Here is a 19,387-nt window from a genome sequence, read left to right as displayed (position 1 = left end):
ATGGCGGATCGGAGCGGCGGTCGCTCAGCGCGTCGTCAGCAGCGTGAGCAGCTCGGCCACCTCGTCGTCGGCGCAGCGCGCCAGCCGGTCCAGGTCGGGCAGCGCCTTGCCGTCGGCCACCAGCCCGACCCGCACCCGGCCGCCGTACGTGGACAGCGCGACGGCGAGGGACTGCCCCCTGGCGAGCGGCGCCATCGGGTAGACGGCGCGCAGCGGGCAGCCGCCGAGGGAGAGCGCCGAGCGCGGCAGCGGCACGCTGGTGACCAGGACGTCGAAGAGCATCCGGGCGGCGTTCCCGGCGAGCGGCGCTCCGAACCGGTGGGCCAGCGAGGGGAGTTGGTCGGCCAGCACGGCGACGGCACCGGCGCCGCGGAAGGGGCCGGCTGTCTTGTTGCGGTCCATGGCGGTACGGACGAGGGCGAGCCGCCGCCACGGGTCGGGTTCGCCGACCGGGAGCCCGAGCAGATAGGCGGAGAGCTTGTTGCCGCTCGCCGCCGCCTGGCCCGGCCTGCGGCGGGAGACCGGCACCAGGGCGCGCGGATCCTCGTCGGGCAGCGGCTCGCCGCGCTCCCGCATCCAGCGGCGCAGCGCTCCGGCGACGACGGCGAGCAGGACGTCGTTGGCCGTACCGCCCGCGGCGCGGCGGATCCGCTGGACGGCTTCGAGGTCCAGGTCCGCCGTGGCCAGGCGCCGGGTGCCGCTGGAGCTCGCGGTGAGCGCGGGCGCCCCGCGCGGGTCGAGGCGGCTGGCCCGCACCATGGAGGCACCGACGCCGAACGCCCGCCCGAGGTCCTCGATCCGGCCGAGCGCGAGACCGGCCACCTGGCGCGGGCCGGGCATCCAGGAGCGGGGCGGGACGGTGCGCGCCCGGCGGGCGGGGGCCCCGGCGCGGGGGCGTCCGGCGGCGGCGATCTCGTCGAAGATCCCGGCGCCGATGGCAACCGCGCGCATGCCGTCGGCCAGCGCGTGGTGGAGCTTGACGAGCACCGCGAAGGGCCCGCCGTCGACTCCGCCGATCACGTACATCTGCCAGGGCGGCAGCCCGCGTTCGAGCGGCCGCTCCATCAGTTCGCCGGCGAGCCGGGTGGCGCCCGCCATGAATCCGCCGTCCTCGTCCCGCGCCTCCGCGCCGGTCAGCCGTACCCGCTCGATGTGCCGGTGCACGTCGAAGTCCTTGTCCACGAACCAGGCGGCACCCCCGACGGGCAGCAGGACGTCCCTGACCCGCATCCGCAGCCGGGGAATGGCGGCGGCGCGGGTGCCCAGCAGTTCGAGCACGGTCTCCGCGTCGGCCCCGTGCGCCGGGCCGGGGGCGGGGGCGAAGACGGCGAGTGCGCCGAGATGCATCGGGTGGGCATCGGATTCGAGGTGCCAGAAGGCCAGATCGAGCGGTGCCAGCAGCTCAGTTCCCAACGGGTCCTCATGTCATCGAAGACAAAGACTGACGGGTCGCAGTCAATCGCTCACGATCGGTTACGGTCAAGTACAGACATGTTACGTTCTGTTACTGTCGAGTAGGATGCGCGTTTTCGGCAGTGGAATTCCATGCGGGTGGATAAGAGTTTTTTCGTCACCCGCCGCGGGCCGGGATCACGCTCGTCACCCGCGGGCCGGAATCACGCTCGTCACTCATGTGCGGGGATCACGAATTCGCACCAGACGCACTTGCCGCTGCCCCGGGACTCCACGCCCCACAGATCCGCCAGCCGGTCCACCAGCATCAGCCCCCGCCCGGAGACCCCCGCCTCCCCTGCGTCCCGGCGCCTGGGCAGCGCGCTGGACCGGTCCTCGACGTCGACCCGAAGCCGCCGCTCGGGGCCGGTGAGCACCCGGATGGTGACGATGGCCCCGCCGTCCGTGTGCATGAGCGCGTTGGTGATCAGCTCGTCGGCGGCGAGCTCGACCTCGTCGGCCCGCGCCTTGGCGCCCCAGGCACGTACCGCCGCCCGGATCATGTGCCGCGCCGAGCTCAGTGCCTCCGGGTCGCTCTGTGCGACGTGCTGCTGGAGCCGGCCTCCCGGCTGGGGTGCGTGGGCGACCTTGCGGCGCAGCAGCAGGACCGCGACATCGTCCTCGCCGCCGCGCTCGTCGACCTCCTCGCAGAGCCGGTCGGCCAGCCGCTGGAGGTCCTGCGGGCCGTTGCGCACCATGGCCGTCAGCAGCTGTATGCCCTCGTCGAGATCGGCGCCCGGCAGCTCCACGAGCCCGTCGGTGAACAGCAGCAGGGTCTGGCCGGGATCCAGCTCGACGGTGCTGACCGGGTATTCGAGCCGCCCGAACTCGGCCGAGAGCCCCAGCGGCAGCCCGCCCTCCGCGGGAAGCCTGCGGCAGCTGCCGTCGCTCTCGCGCACCAGCGGGTCGACGTGGCCGGCCCGGACCAGCTGCACCACCCCGGTGGTCAGGTCGACCTCGGCGTAGGTGCAGGTCGCGAAGCGTTCCGTGTCCAGCTCGTGGAGGAAGACGGAGGCCCGCGCCATGACCGTGGCGGGGCTGTGCCCCTCGGCCGCGTAGGCGCGCAGCACGATGCGCAGCTGCCCCATGACGGCCGCCGCGTGGGTGTCGTGGCCCTGCACGTCGCCGATGACGGCCCCGACCCGGCCGCCGGGCAGCGGAATGACGTCGTACCAGTCACCGCCGATGTCCCGGCCGAGCCGGGCCGATCGGTACCGGACGGCGACCTGCGCCCCCGGCACGTCCGGGATCCTGCGCGGCAGCATGGCCTGCTGCAGGCCCTCGGCGAGGTCGTGCTCCTGCTCGTAGAGCATGGCCCGTTGCAGGCTCTGCGCGATGGAGCTGCCGAGCGCGACCAGCAGATTGCGTTCGTCGCCGGTGAAGCCGTCCTTGTCGCTGTAGAGCAGGCCGAGCGCGCCGATGGGGCGAGCCTGGGCGATCAGCGGCAGATAGGCGGCCGAGGTGATGCCGAGGTGGCTGATGTGGGGCCACAGGATGGGGTACGAGGTGGCGAAGTCGGTGGCGGACTCGATGAAGCGGGGCGCGAGCGTGCGCACCACCTCGCTCATCGGGTACTGCTCGTCCGTCCGGGTGTACCGGGTGCCGGGCACGAACGAGTCCTCCGGGCCGTCGGCCACCAGATGGATGCGTCCGGCCTCCATCAGCCCCATCACCAGGCTGGTCGCGCCGAGGTGTGCCAGGCCCTGGGAGTTCTTGAGCACCTCGATGACGTCGCCGACGGTGCGGGCGTGGGCCAGGGCGGCCGTGGTGCCGTCCACCAGGCTGGTGCGGCGGCGCCGCTCCAGGTCCAGCTCCCGGCGGGCGGTGGAGTCGGCGAGCTCCTGGGTCGCCTCGCGGACGATCCCGATGATGCGGTGCGGGCGGCCGGTGTCGTCCCGCCGGATGAAGCCCTGGGTGTGGGTCCAGCGGAGGCTGCCGTCGCGCCGTTTGATCCTGAAGTACGCGCCGTAGTTGCTCTGCCCGCTCTTGAGCGCCTGGGCGACCATGGCGTCGAGCCGCACACCCTCGTCCGCCGGCACCCGCTGCCCGAGCGACTCCGGCCGGTCGTCGTACTCGTCGGCCCGCAGGTCGAACACGTCGAGCGCGGGCCGGTCCATGTGCATGAGGCCACTGTCGAGATCCCAGTCGAAGCTGCCCATACGGTTCAGGGCGAGGCTGAGATCCGGGTGGGCGGGCCAGTCGTCCGGGAGTGACAGGGCACCCGCTACCCGATCATCCATGTGGGTCACTCTGCCATCATTTGTCCGATTCTTCGAGCGAACCCCGCACAGCTGGGCGAATCCTTCACCCCGCGCCACCCGAGTGCACTTCAAGCCATTTCGGGCACCGGACGGCGGTCCCGGACGTCTCGCAGGGCGAACCGCCCCGAAGTTGCGGACCGGCACCGGTTACGGTGTTCCGTGGAGACGGTAAGCCCAGCCTTACCTTTACCCTGAGCTGCACTGTCCGCATCAGCACGTTCTAAGGACCAGCACCTGATGACCCGCCCCGTCCGCGTCGCCATAGTCGGAGCCGGCCCCGCCGGCATCTACGCAGCGGACGCGCTGCTGAAATCCGAGGCCGCCCAGGAACCGGGTGTTTCGATCGACCTGTTCGAGCGGATGCCCGCCCCCTTCGGCCTGATCCGTTACGGAGTGGCCCCGGACCACCCGCGGATCAAGGGCATCGTCCAGGCACTTCACCAGGTGCTCGACAAGCCGCAGCTGCGCCTGTTCGGCAACGTCGACTACCCCAACGACATCGACCTGGACGATCTGCGGTCCTTCTACGACGCCGTGATCTTCTCCACCGGGGCCGACGCGGACCGCGCGCTCGACATCCCCGGCAGCGCCCTGGACGGTTCCCACGGCGCCGCCGACTTCGTCTCCTGGTACGACGGCCACCCCGACGTGGCCCGCACCTGGCCGCTGGAGGCGGAGAAGGTCGCCGTCCTCGGCGTGGGCAATGTGGCCCTGGACGTGGCGCGGATCCTCGCCAAGACGGCGGACGAGCTGCTGCCGACCGAGATCCCCGCCAACGTCTACGAGGGCCTCAAGGCCAACAAGGCCCTCGAAGTGCACGTCTTCGGACGCCGCGGCCCCGCGCAGGCCAAGTTCAGCCCCATGGAGCTGCGGGAGCTGGACCACTCGCCGAACATCGAGGTCATCGTCAACCCCGAGGACATCGAGTACGACGCGGGTTCGATCGAGACCCGGCGGAGCAACAAGCAGGCCAACATGGTCGCCTCCACACTGGAGAACTGGGCCATCCGCGATGTCGGCGACCGGCCGCACAAGCTGTTCCTGCACTTCTTCGAGTCCCCGGTGGAGATCCTCGGCGAGGACGGCCGGGTCGTCGGCCTGCGCACCGAGCGGACCGAGCTGGACGGCACCGGCAACGTCAAGGGCACCGGCGGCTTCACCGACTGGGACGTGCAGAGCGTCTACCGCGCGGTCGGCTACTACTCGCAGGAGCTCCCGAAGCTCCCGTTCGACGTGGTCTCCGGCACCGTCCCGCACGCCGCCGGACGCGTCGTCGACGGCGGGGAGCACATGCCCTCGGTGTACGTCACGGGCTGGATCAAGCGCGGCCCGATCGGCCTGATCGGCCACACCAAGGGTGATGCCAACGAGACCGTGGCCTGCCTGCTGGAGGACCAGGCCGAGGGACGGCTGCCCGCCCCCGTCCGGCCCGAGCCGGAGGCCGTCACCGCCTTCCTGGAGGAGCGCGGCGTCCGCTACACCACCCGCGAGGGCTGGTACCGCCTGGACGCGCACGAGCGGGCCCTGGGCGAGGAGCAGGACCGCGAGCGGATCAAGGTCGTGGAGCGCGAGGCCATGCTGGACGCCTCCGAGCCCCGTTCCTGACCGTACGGCGCACCCTTCCGGCCGGCCGCCGTCACGGCCGGCCGGACCGGGCGGGTGCCGCGGTGCCTCAGCGGCCCTGCAGCGCCCTGACGTTGTCCCCGAAGGTCCAGCCCTTCGAACCGTCCCAGTTGAGCGACCAGGTCATCAGGCCCTTGAGGGCGTTGCCGTAGTGGTTCCAGGCCTGTGCCACCTGGCCCGTCGGCATGTGGCCGCCGCCCGCGCCCGGCTGGGCCGGCAGCCCCGGAACCTGCTTGTCGTACGGGACCCTGATCGTGGTGCCCTGGATGACGAGCCCCTTGTCCAGACAGTCGGTCTGCGCGGTGAACCCCTCGACCGTGCCCGCCGAGTACGAATCGCCGGCACACCCGTACATGCTGCCGTTGTAGTACTGCATGTTGAGCCACCACAGGCGCCCGTTGTCCGCGTACTTCTTCACGATGGGCAGGTACGCGCCCCAGATCGAGCCGTAGGTGACGCTCCCTCCGGTGACATAGGCCGTCTCCGGCGCCATCGTCAGACCGAAGTTCGAGGGCATCTGCGCGAGTACCCCGTCGATGATGCGGATGAGGTTGGCCTGCGAGGCCGACAGCTGACCGATGCTGCCGCTGCCGGCCAGACCGGTCTCGATGTCGATGTCGATGCCGTCGAAGTTGTACTTCTTGAGGATCGGCACGATCGTCTCGACGAACCGGTCGGCGACCGTACTGGAGTTGAGGTCGATGCCGGCGGCCGCGCCGCCGATGGACATCAGCGTGGTCAGCCCGGCCTCCTTCGCCCGGCACATCTCCGCCGGGGTCGGGACCTTCACCGTGGAGTCCATCCCGTCCTCCCACAGGACGGTGCCGTCCGAGAGGATGACCGGGAAGGCCGCGTTGATCACGTTGTAGCCGTGCTGCGGAATGCGGCTGTCGGTGACCGGGATCCAGCCGAGCGGCGGGTGCACACCGTTCGCCGCGCCGTCCCAGTTCTCCCAGTACCCCTGGAGCACCTTCCCGGCGGGCTTCGACTTGACCGCGCAGGTCTCGTCCTGCGCACTGCTCGACTCCGCACCCACCAGCAGTTGTACGACACATGCCGCCGCGAGGCCGACCCCCAGCAGGCGCGATGTCCGACCGAACATGCTCAGTTCCCTTCGTGTCGCGACCGGGCCCCGCCGGGGCGGTGCTGCTGCCCGAGGCGGCCCGGCACGGGGCGAGTTGGCGCGTGAATGGCATGCCCCTGACAACCCCAGGCGGAATGCGGTCTCGCATTTCACGGCTCGCCACACGCTAGGGAGGTCCAGACCTTCCGTCAATAGGTCTGGACCAAAGTCGCGACCGGCCGGCGGCGCCGAACCGGCCCGAAAGGGGGCCCGAAACACTTACCGGGGGGCCGCTTGTCGCCACACAATGGCTTAGCTTAGGCTTGCCTAACTCCTTGCGATCTGCATCGGGGGCCGCCTGCCGTACCCCCGTACGGGCGCTCCTTCGGCATGCCCTCACGCGGTCTCGGGGAGTCGCTGCTCCATCCGTTCAAACATGAGGAACATCCATGTCCCGGTTCACCCGCGCGCGTCGCCGGACGCTCGCCGCAACTGCCGCCGCCACAGCCCTCGTTCTCGCCCTCGGCGGCTGCTCGTCGAGCGACGACGGCAAGGAGACCTCCGGCGCATCCGGGAAGAGCAGCGGCGCGTTCCCCGTCTCCGTCAAGAGTGCGCTCGGCACCGCGGAGATCAAGGAGCAGCCCGAACGGGTCGTCACCCTCGGCCAGGGCTCCGCCGAGACCGCCATCGCGCTCGGTCACACTCCGGTGGGCATCGAGAAGTACGAATGGGGAAGCGACAAGACGGGCTATCTGCCCTGGATCCACGACGCGGTGAAGAAGTCCGGCGACAAGCTGCCGGTCCAGTTCACCGGCGGTGAGGACATCGACTTCGAGGCCATCACCGAGCTGGAGCCGGACGTCATCCTCGCGCCGTGGTCCGGGATCACGCAGAAGGACTACGACATCCTCAAGGACATCGCGCCCACCGTCGCCTATCCCGACCTGCCGTGGAGCACGGACTGGGACCAGCAGATCGAGATCATCGCCAAGGCGCTGGGACAGCCGGACGAGGCGAAGACCCTCACCGCGAAGATCGAGAAGCAGCTGTCCGACGCGGCGGCGACCCGGCCGGAGTACAAGAAGCACACGTTCTCGTACATCTACAACACCGGACCCGGCACCCTCGGTGTGTTCAAGCCGAACGAGCAGCGCGTCAAGATGGTCTCCTCCCTCGGTCTCAAGGTCGACCCGGTGGTGAACACCTTCAAGGAGACCAAGGGCACCGACTCGGCGCTCATCGGTCTGGAGAACGCCGAGAAGCTGAAGAACAGCGACCTGGTCTTCACGTTCTACATGGACGACAAGTCCCGCAAGGAGATCGAGGCGCAGCCGCTGTACGCGGCGATTCCCGCGGTCAGGAGCGGCGCCGTGGTGGCCGGCAAGGACAACTCCTTCGTCACGGCCTCCTCGATCATCAACCCGCTCACCGTGCCGTGGGTGATCGACCGTTACCTGCCGCTGATCGACAAGGCCGTCGAGTCCGCCGACAAGGGCTGAGGCGGACCACCACCCACATGGCCACCACCACGCACGCACCGCCGAGCGGTGCCGGTACCTCACGGACCGGCACCGCTCGGCGGGTGTTCTCCCTCGTCGTCGCAATCGCCGTCCTGGTGCTCGCCGTGCTCGCGAGCGTCATGTTCGGCAGCCGCACCACCTCGTTCGGCGATGTGCTGGACGTCCTGTCCGGCAACGCGGACCCGAATGTCACCACCATCGTCGAGAGCCGCTACCCGCGGACCGCGCTCGGTGTGCTGGCCGGACTCTGTCTCGCCGTCGCGGGCACCCTCATGCAGGGGGTGACCCGCAATCCGCTGGCCGATCCGGGCCTGCTCGGGATCAACGCGGGCGCCTCCGCGAGCGTCGTCGCCGCGACGGCGTTCCTGGGGGCGTCGGGCGCCACGGCGACCATGTGGTGGGCGCTGCCCGGTGCGTTGCTCGCGGGCCTGCTCGTCCATGCGATCGGTTCCGCGGGATCGGGCGGCGGTCTCGTCCGGCTGGTGCTCGCCGGCGCGGTGCTCTCCGCCGTGCTGATGGCGTTCATCCAGGCGGTGACCCTGGGCCGCCCGAAGGTGTTCGACAGCTACCGGTACTGGGTCGTCGGCGCGCTCGGCGGACGGGACTTCGACGTCTTCTGGTCGGTGCTGCCGTTCGCCGTGGCCGGTCTGGTGCTCGCCGCGGTGCTCGGTCCCGGCCTCAACGCGCTGGCGCTCGGCGATTCGACGGCGGCGTCCCTGGGGGCGAATCCGGCGCTGGTGCGGGCGGGCGGGCTGCTCGCGGCCACGCTGCTGAGCGCGGCGGCGACGGCGGCGGTCGGTCCGATCGCCTTCGTCGGACTGGCCGTTCCGCATGTGGTGCGGGCCGTGGCCGGCGTCGATTTCCGCATGCAGATTCTCTTCTCGGCGCTGGCAGGTCCGGCGCTGCTGCTCCTCGCGGATGTCGTGGGCCGGGTGGTCATGCGCCCGCAGGAGCTGATGGTCGGTGTCGTGACCGCGTTCGTCGGGGCGCCCGCACTGCTCGTCGCCGTACGCAGGATGAGGGGCAACGCATGACGTCGAAGCAGGCCGCGGTCCGCACCGCTTCGCCCCGGAAGGTGCTCAGGGCCGGCGGGAGGGTGGCCGTGCCGGTCCGGCGGGTGTCGGTGCTGACGGCCCTGGTGCTGCTGGTGCTGCTGGTGGCGGGCGCCGTCGCCACCCTGTCGCTCGGGCGGCTCGGCATTCCGCTCGCCGACCTGGCCGGGGCGGTGACCGGCGGGGCCGATGGCAAGGACGCGTTCGTGCTGGAGCGGCTGCGCGGCCCCCGGCTGACGGTTGCCGTGGGCACCGGTGCGGCGCTCGGGCTCTCCGGGGCGCTGTTCCAGTCCGTCACCCGCAATCCGCTCGGCAGCCCCGATGTGATCGGGCTGGCGTCCGGGGCCGGGGCGGGTGCCGCGATCACCGCACTGCTCTTCCCGGACACCGTGCCGGTGGCGCTCGGCGCGCTGATCGGCGCCCTCCTCGCCATGGTGCTGGTCCATGTGTCGACCGGCACCGGGTTCCGCAACCCGGCCCGGCTGGTCGTCGCGGGCATCGGGGTCGCCGCGATCGGGACCGCGATCACCCAGTACGTCGTCTACTCCATGGAGCGGGACCGGGCCGCCGTCCTCAGCGCCTACGTCAACGGCAGCCTGTCGGCGCGGTCGTGGGAGGACGCCACCACGATCTGGCTGGTGCTGCTGGTGGTGGCCCCGCTCACCGTGCTCCTCTCCCGGCGGCTGGACATCGGGGAGATGGGCGACGACATCGCGGCCGCGCTCGGCTCGGAGCCCCGACGCACCAAGACGGCCGCCGTGGTGCTGGCGATCGTGCTCTCGGCGGGGGCGGTCAGTGTCGCCGGCCCCATCGCGTTCATCGCGCTGACGTCCCCGCAGGTCGCCAAGCGGATCACCCGGGTCTCCGGACCGCACCTGGCGCTGTCGGCGCTGACCGGCGCGCTGCTGCTGGTGCTGGCGGACCTGTGCGCCCAGCAGCTGCCGCTCTTCGACAATCTGCCCGTCGGGATCTACACGATGGCCATCGGAGGCGTGTACCTCGGCAGTCTGCTGGTACGGGAGTGGCGCCGGGGAGCTCTGTGAGGCGCGGCGCCGTACGCCATTCGCCACCGAAGCAGCCGTACGGCGCCACGGACACGCCCTCGACGACACATCTCGGGTCGCCCTCCCCCGTCGGGTCCACCTCACGCGCCTCCAGCACACGCATGGACCAGACGGAGAACCCGGCGGCCCCGCCCTCGCACACCCCTGCTTGAACACGTTCAAGAAAGCTCGTAGAGTCGGCGCCGAACACAGTTGAACACGTTCAAGCCGGGGGGCGGCGATGTCCGTACTGGTCAATTCGATCGTGATGCTGGGCATGCTGGTGGTGGTCCCCGCGGGACTGCGGCTGACCGGTGCGGCCGAGCTGGACCGGATCCGGCGGCTCTGGCCGCTCTTCGCCTTTCCCGGCGTCGTCTCGCTGTGGCTGCCGCGCGGCATCGCCGCCACCGCACTCGCGCTCTGTTACGCGCTCGGCGCCGTACTCCTCGCGCTGCACGCCCCGCACCGGCTGCTCCGCGGTCCGTCGAGGTCCACCGCACCCGCCGAGGTCGCCCTGCTCACCGCCCTGGTCACCCCGTCGGTCGCGGCCCTCGCGCTGGTCGCCGAACGCTCGGGGCACACGCTCTTCGGCTTCGGGCTCGGCATCCTCGCGCTGACCGTGCCGCACTTCCACTTCGCCGGATTCGCCGCCGCGCTGGTCGCGGGGCTCGTCTGCCGGGTCGCCGACAGCGCCGCGGGAAGGTTCGCCGCGCTCAGCGTCCCACTGGGCACCGTGCTCGTCCTGATCGGCTACTTCATCGGGGACTGGGCCGAACTGGCCGGCGCGGTCGTACTGACGGCGGGAATGTGGACCGTCGCCCTCCTCACCTGGCGGTCCGTCCGCACCGGGCAGCGGGACCGGATCACCCGGAGCCTGCTCGCCGTCTCGTCCGCCGTCCTCGCCGTCACCATGGTGCTCGCCCTGAGCTGGGCGCTCGGCGAGGCCACCGGAATCCCGCACCCCTCACTGGCCTGGATGGCCGCCACCCACGGCCTCGGCAACGCGCTGGGCTTCGCACTGTGCTCGGTGCTCGCCTGGCAGCGGCTGCGCGATCACACCGACCCCGTAGAAAGCAGGACCGCATGAGCACCCTCAACTACTCCGAGGTCGGCGCCACCCGTCTCGGCCCGCTCCCCACCGGGTACCACCACCTCCACCACCGCACCCAGGTCGGGCGCGGCCGGGCCGACCTCGAAGCGGCGGGCGCGGCGATCACCGAATGGCGCATGCACCGCACCAGCGGCGCCCGGGTCCGCGCCTCGGCGCCCCGCGCCGGGGACGGGGTCCGCGTCCGGGTGTCGCTGGGCATCGGCCGGCTCAGGTTCACCGCACCCTGCCAGGTCATCTGGACCGCGTACGAGCAGAACCGCATCGGGTTCGCCTACGGGACCGAGGTCCGGCACCCGGAACGCGGCGAGGAGAGCTTCGTGGTGGAGTCGGCGGACGACGGGACGGTGTGGTTCACCGTCATGGCGTTCAGCCGCCCGGCCGCCTGGTACACCCGGCTCGCCGGACCCGTCGTACCGGTGCTCCAGCGGCTGTACGCCCGGCGACTGGGCAGCACGCTGCGTCGCATCGTGGACGAGGAGCGCGGCGGGCGGGGCTGAATCGCCGATACTGGAGGTGATGAACTGGTTCACCGCAGACGGGTACTGGCTCAGCCGGCTGATCTTCCAGCGGGCGCTGGCCGCTGTCTACCTGGTCGCGTTTCTCACCGCCGCGCTCCAGTTCCGGGCGCTGATCGGCGAGCGCGGCATGCTGCCAGTACCCGAGTTCCTGCGCCGCACCGACTGGCACGACGCTCCGGGGCTCTTCCGGCTGCACTACTCCGACCGCTTCTTCGCACTCGTCGCCTGGACCGGCTGCGCGCTGGCCGTCGCCCTGCTCGCGGGCGCGGACTCGTACGTTCCGCTCTGGGCGGCGATGCTGCTCTGGGCCCTGCCCTGGGCGCTGTACCTCTCGATCGTCCAGGTGGGCCAGACCTGGTACGGCTTCGGCTGGGAGTCACTGCTGCTGGAGACGGGCTTCCTCGCCGTCTTCCTCGGCAACGCGCACACGGCTCCCCCGGTGCTGGTGCTGTGGCTGCTGCGCTGGGTGCTGTTCCGGGTGGAGTTCGGCGCCGGACTGATCAAGATCCGCGGCGACGAGTGCTGGCGCAGGCTGACGTGTCTGTACTTCCACCACGAGACCCAGCCGATGCCGGGGCCGCTGAGCTGGTTCTTCCACCGGCTGCCGAAGCCCGTCCACCGGGCCGAGGTGGCGGCCAACCATGTCACCCAGCTTCTGGTTCCGGTGCTGCTGTTCACCCCGCAGCCGGTGGCGAGCGCCGCCGCGGGACTGATGATCGTCACCCAGCTGTGGCTGGTCGTCTCGGGGAACTTCGCCTGGCTGAACTGGCTGACGATCACCCTCGCCCTGTCCGCCGTCGACTGGTCCCTGTTCACCGCGCCGCCCGCACAGTCCGCGCCGCCGCTCTGGTACGAGATCGTGGTCCTCGCGGTGACCGCGCTGGTTCTCCTCCTCAGCTACCGGCCGGCGCGCAATCTGATCTCCCGCCGCCAGGTGATGAACCGCTCGTTCGACCCGTTGCACCTGGTCAACACCTATGGCGCGTTCGGCAGCATCAGCCGGGTCCGGCTGGAGGTGGTGGTCGAGGGCACGGACGAGCAGGTGCTCCACGAGGGAACCCGCTGGCGGGAGTACGGCTTCCGCGGCAAGCCGGGGGATCCGCGCCGGATGCCCCGCCAGTTCGCCCCGTACCATCTGCGGCTGGACTGGCTGATGTGGTTCGCGGCGCTCTCCCCCGCGTACGCCCGGCCGTGGTTCGGCCCGTTCCTGGAGCGGCTGCTGGAGAACGACCGGGACACCCTGCGGCTGCTGCGTCACAACCCGTTCCCCGATGCCCCGCCCGCCCATGTCCGCGCCAGGGTGTACCACTACCGGTACACGACCTGGCGCGAACTGCGGGCCACCGGGCGCTGGTGGCACCGGACCTATGTGCGGGACTTCATGCGCCCCGTCTCGCTCGGTCCTGCCTGGCTCAGCCCGACCAGGCGATCTTGAACACCCAGGCGTGCTTTCCGGTCCGGCGGGCCGCCGCCGGTACGTCGATCACCAGCGAGCCGCCCCGGACACGCCAGTTGAGCGGCCGGTCGTGACCGAGCAGGGTGACCCGGTCACCGCCGCGGACCGGCACCGGCGCCTCGACGGTGAGGGTCGCGCCGGGCCGCGCCAGGGAGTGGATGTAGAACGCCCGGTTCGGCCGCAGGGTGAACCGCAGGTCCGCACCGAGCTGCGGCATCCGTGACCAGTACGTGGTGTCGTAGACCGCCTCGCCGTTGGTCTTCAGCCACTCCCCCGTCTCGCGCAGCCTGCGCTGCATGATGTCGGGGATCGTGCCGTCGGCCCTGGGCCCGATGTCCAGCAGGAAGTTGCCGTTCTTGGAGACGATGTCGACGAGCGAGTGCACGATCTCCTCGGCCGTCATGTACTTCTCGTCCGGCGTCTGGGCGTTGTAGCCGTAGCTGTACGGGTCGAGGCCGCGGCTGGACTCCCACTTGGCGGTGACGATCTGGTCGTACGTCGTGTACTCGGGCGTGGTGAAGTCGTACGCGCCGATCCCGGAGCGGTTGTTGACGGTGACCTCGACCGGGCGGGCCCGGTTCTTGGCGTGGTTGAAGTACTCGGCCAGCACCCGGTGGCTGTCGTTGTCGCCGCCGATGTCGCACCAGAGGATCTCGGGGTCGTATCCGTGGATCAGCTCCAGCATCTGCGGACCCTGGAACTGGGTGACATAGTCCTTGCCCGCTGTGTGACCGGTGTAAGGGACGGGCTCCAGGGTGTACGGATTGCGCGGGGCGTGACCCGTCCACGGGTGGTCGGGGTTGAACCATTCGGGCATGGAGAAGTACAGCCCGGGGTGGAGCTCGGGGGTGTAGCGGCGCGAGGCGTCGAAGAGCTCCTTGACCAGGTCGCGCCCGGGCCCCATCTTCACCGAGTTGCGGTCGGACAGCTTGGTGTCCCAGAGCGCGAAGCCCTCGTGGTGCTTGGAGGTGAGGACGTGGTACTGGGCGCCGGCGTCCCGGAACAGCTCCACCCAGGAGCGCGGGTCGAAGCGTTCGGCGCGGAACCGCGGGATGAAGTCGTCGTAGGCGAAGGACTCGCCGTAGGTCTCGCGGTGGTGGGCGTGGGTGGGGTTGCCGGGGTCCTGCATCTGGCTCCAGTACCACTCGGCGTACTGCGTGCCGACCGGTGCCCAGGCGGGAACGGAGTAGACCCCCCAGTGGATGAAGATCCCGAACTTCGCCTGCTGGAACCAGTACGGCGCCTGGTGGGTGGCGAGGGAGGCGTCCGTCGGCGTGTAGTCGGGGACGCCGAGGGTGAGCGAGCGCCGGACCGTGGCCGCCCGCGCCCCTCGTCCGCGCGCGACAACGTTGCCTTCCCGGGCGGTGCCGGGTGCGGTGCCGGGTCTGCTGCGGATGCCGATGCGGACGCGGGCCTGTTCGCCGGGGGCGAGGCGGCTGACGCGGGCGGGTGCGACGGTGCGGGCTCCGGGCACGTCCACGGAGAGGGTGAGGCCGCCGGCGGCGAGGATGCCGACGGTGCCGGCGTTGACGACGGTGGCCTCGACGCTCTGGGCTCCGGAGTCCAGCAGCGAGGTGGTGGAGCGGGCGTCGCGAAGCGCCAACGCCCTGCCCTGGGCAGCAGGTTGGAGCGAGAGCGCGAAGATGTGCAGGGACGGCTTGCCGGCCTCGGCGGGCTGGGTGGTCGGCAGGGTGAGCCCCACGGCTTCCCTGGCCGGGTCGAGCGCGATCTCGCCGACCGCGATGGACACCGGATGCTGGTCCTTGGCGCCGTCGGCGGTGTAGCGGTACGCGGCGGTGAGGGCGCCGCTGCCGCCGTACCAGTCGGGCCCGCCGAGCAGCGGGGTCGTCGTGGTGCCGTCCGCGTAGTGGACGGTGGCCCTGCCGGACGCGGCACCGTAGCTGCACGAGGTGAGGAAGAGACCGGAGAGATAGCGGCCGGGCGGCAGGTCGATGCGCTGGCCGAGGGCGACGACATTGTTCTTGGTCCCGGCGGCGGAGCCGGGGAAGAGGAAGGCCGTGCCGCCGATCTCCCGTTCCCCGGCGGGGAGTTCCTCACCCGGGAAGGCGTAGCCGGATCCGTCGAAGTCGCCGCCGCGGGCGTCGGCGGTGTCGATTCCGTCGTTGTCGAACCACGGGTCGAGCGGCACGGGGACGGCGGCGGGTACGGTGCCCCACCCGCCGCCGTCCGGGCCGGCTCCGGTGCGCTCGGCGGCTGCGGGGTGCGGGGCCGCATCGGCGGTGGCGGGGGTGAGCAGGGCGGCGCCGACTGCCGCCCCTGCCGTCATTCCGAGTACATGGCGTCTGGGAAGTTCGGTCATGACATCCGATGATTGGAGCGCGACGCGAACCTGTCAATGCAATCTTCCAGACAGAACGAAACGCGCTCCCCCCATCCATCCGATGACTGCGAGCGAGGCCGCGATCGAGCCGGTCCGTCAGGTCCCGGCCCCCACAGGGCCCGTCACTTGGACTCCTCCCGGGCCCGCAGCAGCTTGGTGATCTGTCTGACGAGTTCGTCGTCGCTGGTCACGGCCTTGCCGGAGACCAGGGCACCGAGGCGCTCGGCGGTCTGGAAGTCGTAGGCGCGCTCCCGGTCCGTACCGGGAACGCTCTCGTACTCGTCCTCCGCGCGGAAGCCGACGGTCAGATGGACCAGCTTCGCGATGATCCAGGTGAGGAGGAAGGAGAACGCGATCACCGAGACGACGGCGACGAGCTGCTTGCCGAGCAGCCCCCAGCCGCCGCCGTGGAAGAGGCCCTTCTTGCCGCTGATCCGCGCGGTGGCGAACAGACCGACCATGATCAGGCCGATCAGGCCGCCTACGCCGTGCACGCCCACCACGTCGAGGGTGTCGTCCACGTCGAAGCGGTACTTGAGCGTGATGGCGAAGGCACACACCGCCCCGACGACGAGACCGGTGATGACGGCACCGAGCGTGTCGATCTCGCCGCAGGCGGGGGTGATGGCGACCATGCCCGCGACGGCGGAGGAGACGACGCCCACGGTGGTGACCGTGCCGGTCCGCCACTTCTCGACCAGCGGCCAGGTGACCATGGCGCCCGCCGCGCCGAGCTGGGTGTTGATGAACGCGGCGGACGCGGTGCCCTGGTCGCTGAGCGCCGAGCCGGAGTTGAAGCCGAACCAGCCGAACCAGAGGAGCCCGACACCGATCACGACGAGCGGAATGTTGTTGGGCCGCTCCTCGCGGCGGGCGAAGTCGCGCGGTGCCCGCAGCACCAGCGCGACGGCGAGCCCGGCGACCCCGGAGTTGAGTTCCACCGGCAGACCGCCGGCGAAGTCCAGCGCGCCGAGGTGCTTGACGATCCACCCGTCCGGGTCGAACACCCAGTGCGCGAGCGGGATGTAGACGATGAGCAGCCACAGGACGACGAAGACGATCCAGCCCTTCATCGTGGCGCGGTCGGCGATCGAGCCGCTGATCAGCGCGACCGTGATGATCGCGAAGCCCATCTGGAACGTGCTGTAGACGTAGGTGGGAATGTGGCCGGTGAGCGTGTTCAGGCCGATGTCGCGCATGAACACGTGGTCGAGGTTGCCGATGAGCCCGGCTCCGCCGACGTCCGGTCCGAACGCCAGCGAATAGCCGATCGCCCACCACAGAAGGGTGCCGAAGGCGAGCGCGGCGAAGCTCATCTTGATCATCATCAGGATGTGCTTGGTGCGCACCATGCCGCCGTAGAAGAACGCCAGTCCCGGCGTCATCAGCAGCACCATGGCGGTGGAGGCGAGCAGCCAGGCGGTGTCGCCGGAGTCGTACGCGGCCGGCATCGGCGCGGGAGCGGTGTTCATCGGCGGGATACCTCGGGATCGGGTCGGGGACGGGGTCGAAGTCGAAGTCGAAGTCGGAGTCGGAGTGTCGGCAGCGGGTACGTCACGGCTTGCGCAGTGCGGGGGCCGGGTGGCCGGTGAGCAGCCGGCGCACGGCGTCCCATGCGGTGTTGTGCGCTTCGGCGACCCCGACCGGGCTGTCGTCCAGGAGCCGGAGCCAGGCGCCGCAGTCCCGGGGCAGCACGCTGACCCCGTACAGGACGCCCAGCCCGGCCAGCGCCTCGTGGAGGGTGTCGGCGATCTCGGTGGCCGGGGCACGGTCGGTGACGACGAAGAGCGACGCCACATGGTCGTGCCCGGCGAACACACCGGGGCCGACGACGCCGTTTCCGCCCGGCCCCGCCCCCGGTGCCAGGCGCAGGGTGTCGATGGCGAGGAGGGTGCCGTCGGGCCGGGCGATGTGCAGATCGGTGGCGAGGACCCGGTAGTCGTGGCGCTCGCCGTGGGCGAGCCGCCCGGCGGTCAGGGTGTCGCCGACGACCACGGTGGCGCCGGGCGCGACCGTGACCTCGGTGCGCTGGTAGAACCGCGAGTCCTTGAACGGGATCAGCGGGTCCGGCAGGTACTCCACATAGGCGCCCTCGTCCGCCGTGATGTGTACGCGCTGGCTCGCGTAGTCGTGCTCCATGCGGAAGACCTTGGTCGCCGCCTGGGTGGTCAGGTGCACCTCGGTGCCGGGACCGCAGCGGAAGTCCATCCGGTAGCGGTCGGCCTGGGCGATGCCGCCGCCGGTCGCCATCAGATAGACGTAACTCATGCCGGGCGCCGCCGGGTCGATCCACAGCGGCCGCATGATCTGCAACGGGGTCTTCTGGTACCGCTCCACGAGTTCGGTGCGCCCGCCCCGTACGGCGAAGGCCAGATCGAGGATGCCGACCTTGGCCGGGGAACCGGGCCCGAGCGTGTCGGGTACGGAGGCCAGGGCGGCCACTTCCGGGGGGACGCGGACCGCGCTGTAGTAGTCGGGGGCGAGCCGGTCCGGCCGGGGCGGCGACGGGGCGGAGCGCATCTCAGATCAGCGCCTTGCGGCGGGATTCGAGGTAGCCGGCCACGTCCTCGATGCCGATGCCGGTGAGGCAGTCGGTGAGGACGACGGGGCGGTTGTCGCGGACCCGGTGGGCGTCGGACTCCATGACGCCGATGTCGGTGCGCACGTACCTGGCGATGTCGATCTTGTTGATGACGAGCAGATCGGAGTCGGTGATGCCCGGACCGCGTTTGCGGGGCATCTTCTCGCCCTCGGCGGTGTCCAGGACGAAGATGAACAGGTCGACCAGGGCCGGGCTGAAGGTGAGCGTGAGATTGTCACCGCCGGACTCGTAGAGCAGCGTGTCGGTGTCGGGGAAGCGCTCCAGCATCTCGGCGCCGGCCGCCAGGTTCATCGTGGGGTCGTCCCGCACGGCGGTGTGCGGACAGGCCCCCGTCTCGACCCCGACGACACGCTCCGGTTCGAGGACGCCGGCGAGGGTCCGGCGGACGTGCTGGGCGTCCTCCTGCGTGTAGATGTCGTTGGTGATGACGGAGGGACGGTGGCCGCGCTCGATCAGTACCGGTACGAGCGCCTCGATGAGCGCGGTCTTGCCGGATCCGACCGGTCCGCCGATGCCGACCCGAAGTACGTTGTCGTCCATGGTGCTCCCTGACTCGTGTGGGGGTGTGGATGGGTCAGCTGGCGAACAGCCGTGCCTCGGCGCGTTCATGACGGCCCGACATGATGTCCGAGGCGAAGACGGTGGCGCCGATGTCTGCCGGTTCGCGCCGCAGCGCCGCCTCCGTGGCCGCCTCGATGACGGGTGCGGCGCCCCGCAACAGGGTCTGTGCCCAGCGGTGGTCGGTGAGCCGCAGCCGCAGGGCGGCGCCCGCGAAGCTGGCACAGAACGCGAACAGGTCCGCGGCGACCGCCTGGCGGACCGGGACGCCGGTCGCGGCGTGGATGACACCGGCGGCCACCGCCTGGGTGCCGGGCGCCTCACGGCGCTCGACACGGCCGAAGTATTCGGCGATCTCCGGGCGGTCGAACACCTCCCGGGCCAGGTCGAGGAGCTGCCGTCCGGTCCGGGTGGCCGCCTGGCGCATCTCGCGGCCCAGCTTGGTGGCGAACAGGTGCTCGTCGATGCGGACGACGGCCGCCGCGTCGCCCGCCCGGGTCGCCCGGTGGGCGAGCGCGAGCGCGGTGGCGTCGGCCGGGCCGACGCCGTGCAGCAACAGGTCCTCCAGCAGCAGCGGCAAACTCTCCTGGTCCACCGCCCCGGCGTGGGCGAACCCCTCCAGGCTGTGCGACAGCGTGTAGAAGCCGCTCGGGAACGCCGAGTCGGTCAGCTGGAGGCTGACCAGCAGCGGCCCGAGCTCCGGCTCGGGTGTGCGCACCGGGGTGGTGGACGCGGCCGATGCCGGGGCGGGGTCGCCCAACGGGTCGCTCTCATCGCGGTACATCGC

Annotated in this window: 15 protein-coding genes; 7 read left to right on the top strand and 8 right to left on the bottom strand. The window is 70.9% G+C overall.

Features of this window, described 5'->3' with window-relative positions; genetic code table 11:
- Nucleotides 1–24 precede the first annotated feature (24 nt).
- Together AADR41_RS09910 and AADR41_RS09905 are read right to left on the bottom strand one after the other, a co-directional pair.
- Complete coding sequence (locus AADR41_RS09910) at nt 25–1,413, bottom strand: wax ester/triacylglycerol synthase family O-acyltransferase (protein WP_342280953.1); 1,389 nt, start codon at nt 1,411–1,413, stop codon at nt 25–27.
- A 212-nt stretch (nt 1,414–1,625) separates the two neighbouring features.
- On the bottom strand, nt 1,626–3,692 hold the full coding sequence (locus tag AADR41_RS09905) for a SpoIIE family protein phosphatase (RefSeq protein WP_342280952.1): 2,067 nt from the start codon (nt 3,690–3,692) through the stop codon (nt 1,626–1,628).
- A 258-nt stretch (nt 3,693–3,950) separates the two neighbouring features.
- On the opposite strand from AADR41_RS09905, the gene AADR41_RS09900 reads away from it, so the two are divergent.
- Nucleotides 3,951–5,318: an FAD-dependent oxidoreductase gene (locus tag AADR41_RS09900; RefSeq protein WP_342280951.1), complete on the top strand. Its 1,368-nt coding sequence runs from the start codon at nt 3,951–3,953 to the stop codon at nt 5,316–5,318.
- A gap of 67 nt (nt 5,319–5,385) precedes the next feature.
- Here AADR41_RS09900 and AADR41_RS09895 read toward each other — a convergent pair whose 3' ends face one another.
- Nucleotides 5,386–6,438: a chitinase gene (locus AADR41_RS09895; RefSeq protein ID WP_342280950.1), complete on the bottom strand. Its 1,053-nt coding sequence runs from the start codon at nt 6,436–6,438 to the stop codon at nt 5,386–5,388.
- Between the two features lie 410 nt (nt 6,439–6,848).
- Here AADR41_RS09895 and AADR41_RS09890 point away from each other — a divergent pair, with 410 nt between their 5' ends.
- The 6 genes from AADR41_RS09890 (at nt 6,849) to AADR41_RS09865 (ending at nt 13,078) form a co-directional block, all read left to right on the top strand.
- Nucleotides 6,849–7,898 (top strand): iron-siderophore ABC transporter substrate-binding protein, encoded by a 1,050-nt coding sequence (locus AADR41_RS09890; protein ID WP_342280949.1) that lies wholly within the window; start codon nt 6,849–6,851, stop codon nt 7,896–7,898.
- Nucleotides 7,899–7,915: 17 nt separating this feature from the next.
- Nucleotides 7,916–8,953, top strand: a complete 1,038-nt coding sequence (locus tag AADR41_RS09885) for a FecCD family ABC transporter permease (RefSeq protein WP_342280948.1) — start codon at nt 7,916–7,918, stop codon at nt 8,951–8,953.
- The gene (locus AADR41_RS09880) at nt 8,950–10,014 is read left to right on the top strand and encodes a FecCD family ABC transporter permease (RefSeq protein ID WP_342280947.1); all 1,065 of its coding nucleotides are present in this window, start codon (nt 8,950–8,952) and stop codon (nt 10,012–10,014) included. Before AADR41_RS09885 ends, AADR41_RS09880 begins: the two co-directional genes overlap by 4 nt.
- 241 nt (nt 10,015–10,255) lie before the next feature.
- Entirely contained in the window at nt 10,256–11,101 is an 846-nt protein-coding gene (locus AADR41_RS09875; protein WP_342280946.1) for a YndJ family protein, read from the top strand.
- Nucleotides 11,098–11,622 carry a DUF1990 family protein gene (locus AADR41_RS09870; RefSeq protein WP_342280945.1) on the top strand — a complete coding sequence of 175 codons (525 nt, stop codon included), beginning with the start codon at nt 11,098–11,100 and terminating at the stop codon, nt 11,620–11,622. Before AADR41_RS09875 ends, AADR41_RS09870 begins: the two co-directional genes overlap by 4 nt.
- Nucleotides 11,623–11,641: 19 nt before the next feature.
- The gene (locus AADR41_RS09865; RefSeq protein WP_342280944.1) at nt 11,642–13,078 is read left to right on the top strand and encodes a lipase maturation factor family protein; all 1,437 of its coding nucleotides are present in this window, start codon (nt 11,642–11,644) and stop codon (nt 13,076–13,078) included.
- Here the strand turns inward: AADR41_RS09865 and AADR41_RS09860 are convergent.
- From AADR41_RS09860 to AADR41_RS09840, 5 genes are all read right to left on the bottom strand, one after another.
- The gene (locus AADR41_RS09860) at nt 13,056–15,419 is read right to left on the bottom strand and encodes an alpha-L-fucosidase (RefSeq protein WP_342280943.1); all 2,364 of its coding nucleotides are present in this window, start codon (nt 15,417–15,419) and stop codon (nt 13,056–13,058) included. The two genes, AADR41_RS09865 and AADR41_RS09860, sit on opposite strands and share 23 nt — an antisense overlap.
- A 143-nt stretch (nt 15,420–15,562) precedes the next feature.
- Nucleotides 15,563–16,912, bottom strand: a complete 1,350-nt coding sequence (locus tag AADR41_RS09855; RefSeq protein WP_342280942.1) for an ammonium transporter — start codon at nt 16,910–16,912, stop codon at nt 15,563–15,565.
- Nucleotides 16,913–16,994: 82 nt separating this feature from the next.
- Nucleotides 16,995–17,960 (bottom strand): urease accessory protein UreD, encoded by a 966-nt coding sequence (locus AADR41_RS09850; protein ID WP_342280941.1) that lies wholly within the window; start codon nt 17,958–17,960, stop codon nt 16,995–16,997.
- A 1-nt stretch (nt 17,961) separates the two neighbouring features.
- Complete coding sequence (gene ureG, locus AADR41_RS09845; RefSeq protein ID WP_342280940.1) at nt 17,962–18,582, bottom strand: urease accessory protein UreG; 621 nt, start codon at nt 18,580–18,582, stop codon at nt 17,962–17,964.
- Nucleotides 18,583–18,616: 34 nt separating this feature from the next.
- Nucleotides 18,617–19,384, bottom strand: coding sequence for an urease accessory protein UreF (locus tag AADR41_RS09840; RefSeq protein WP_342280939.1), 768 nt, complete (start codon nt 19,382–19,384; stop codon nt 18,617–18,619).
- Between the last annotated feature and the right edge of the window lie 3 nt (nt 19,385–19,387).

The organism is Streptomyces sp. CLV115, from assembly GCF_038448545.1.
GTDB lineage: Bacteria > Actinomycetota > Actinomycetes > Streptomycetales > Streptomycetaceae > Streptomyces > Streptomyces sanglieri.
The sequence above is the reverse complement of the archived record's forward strand: the minus strand, read 5'-3'. Positions and strand labels throughout refer to the sequence as shown.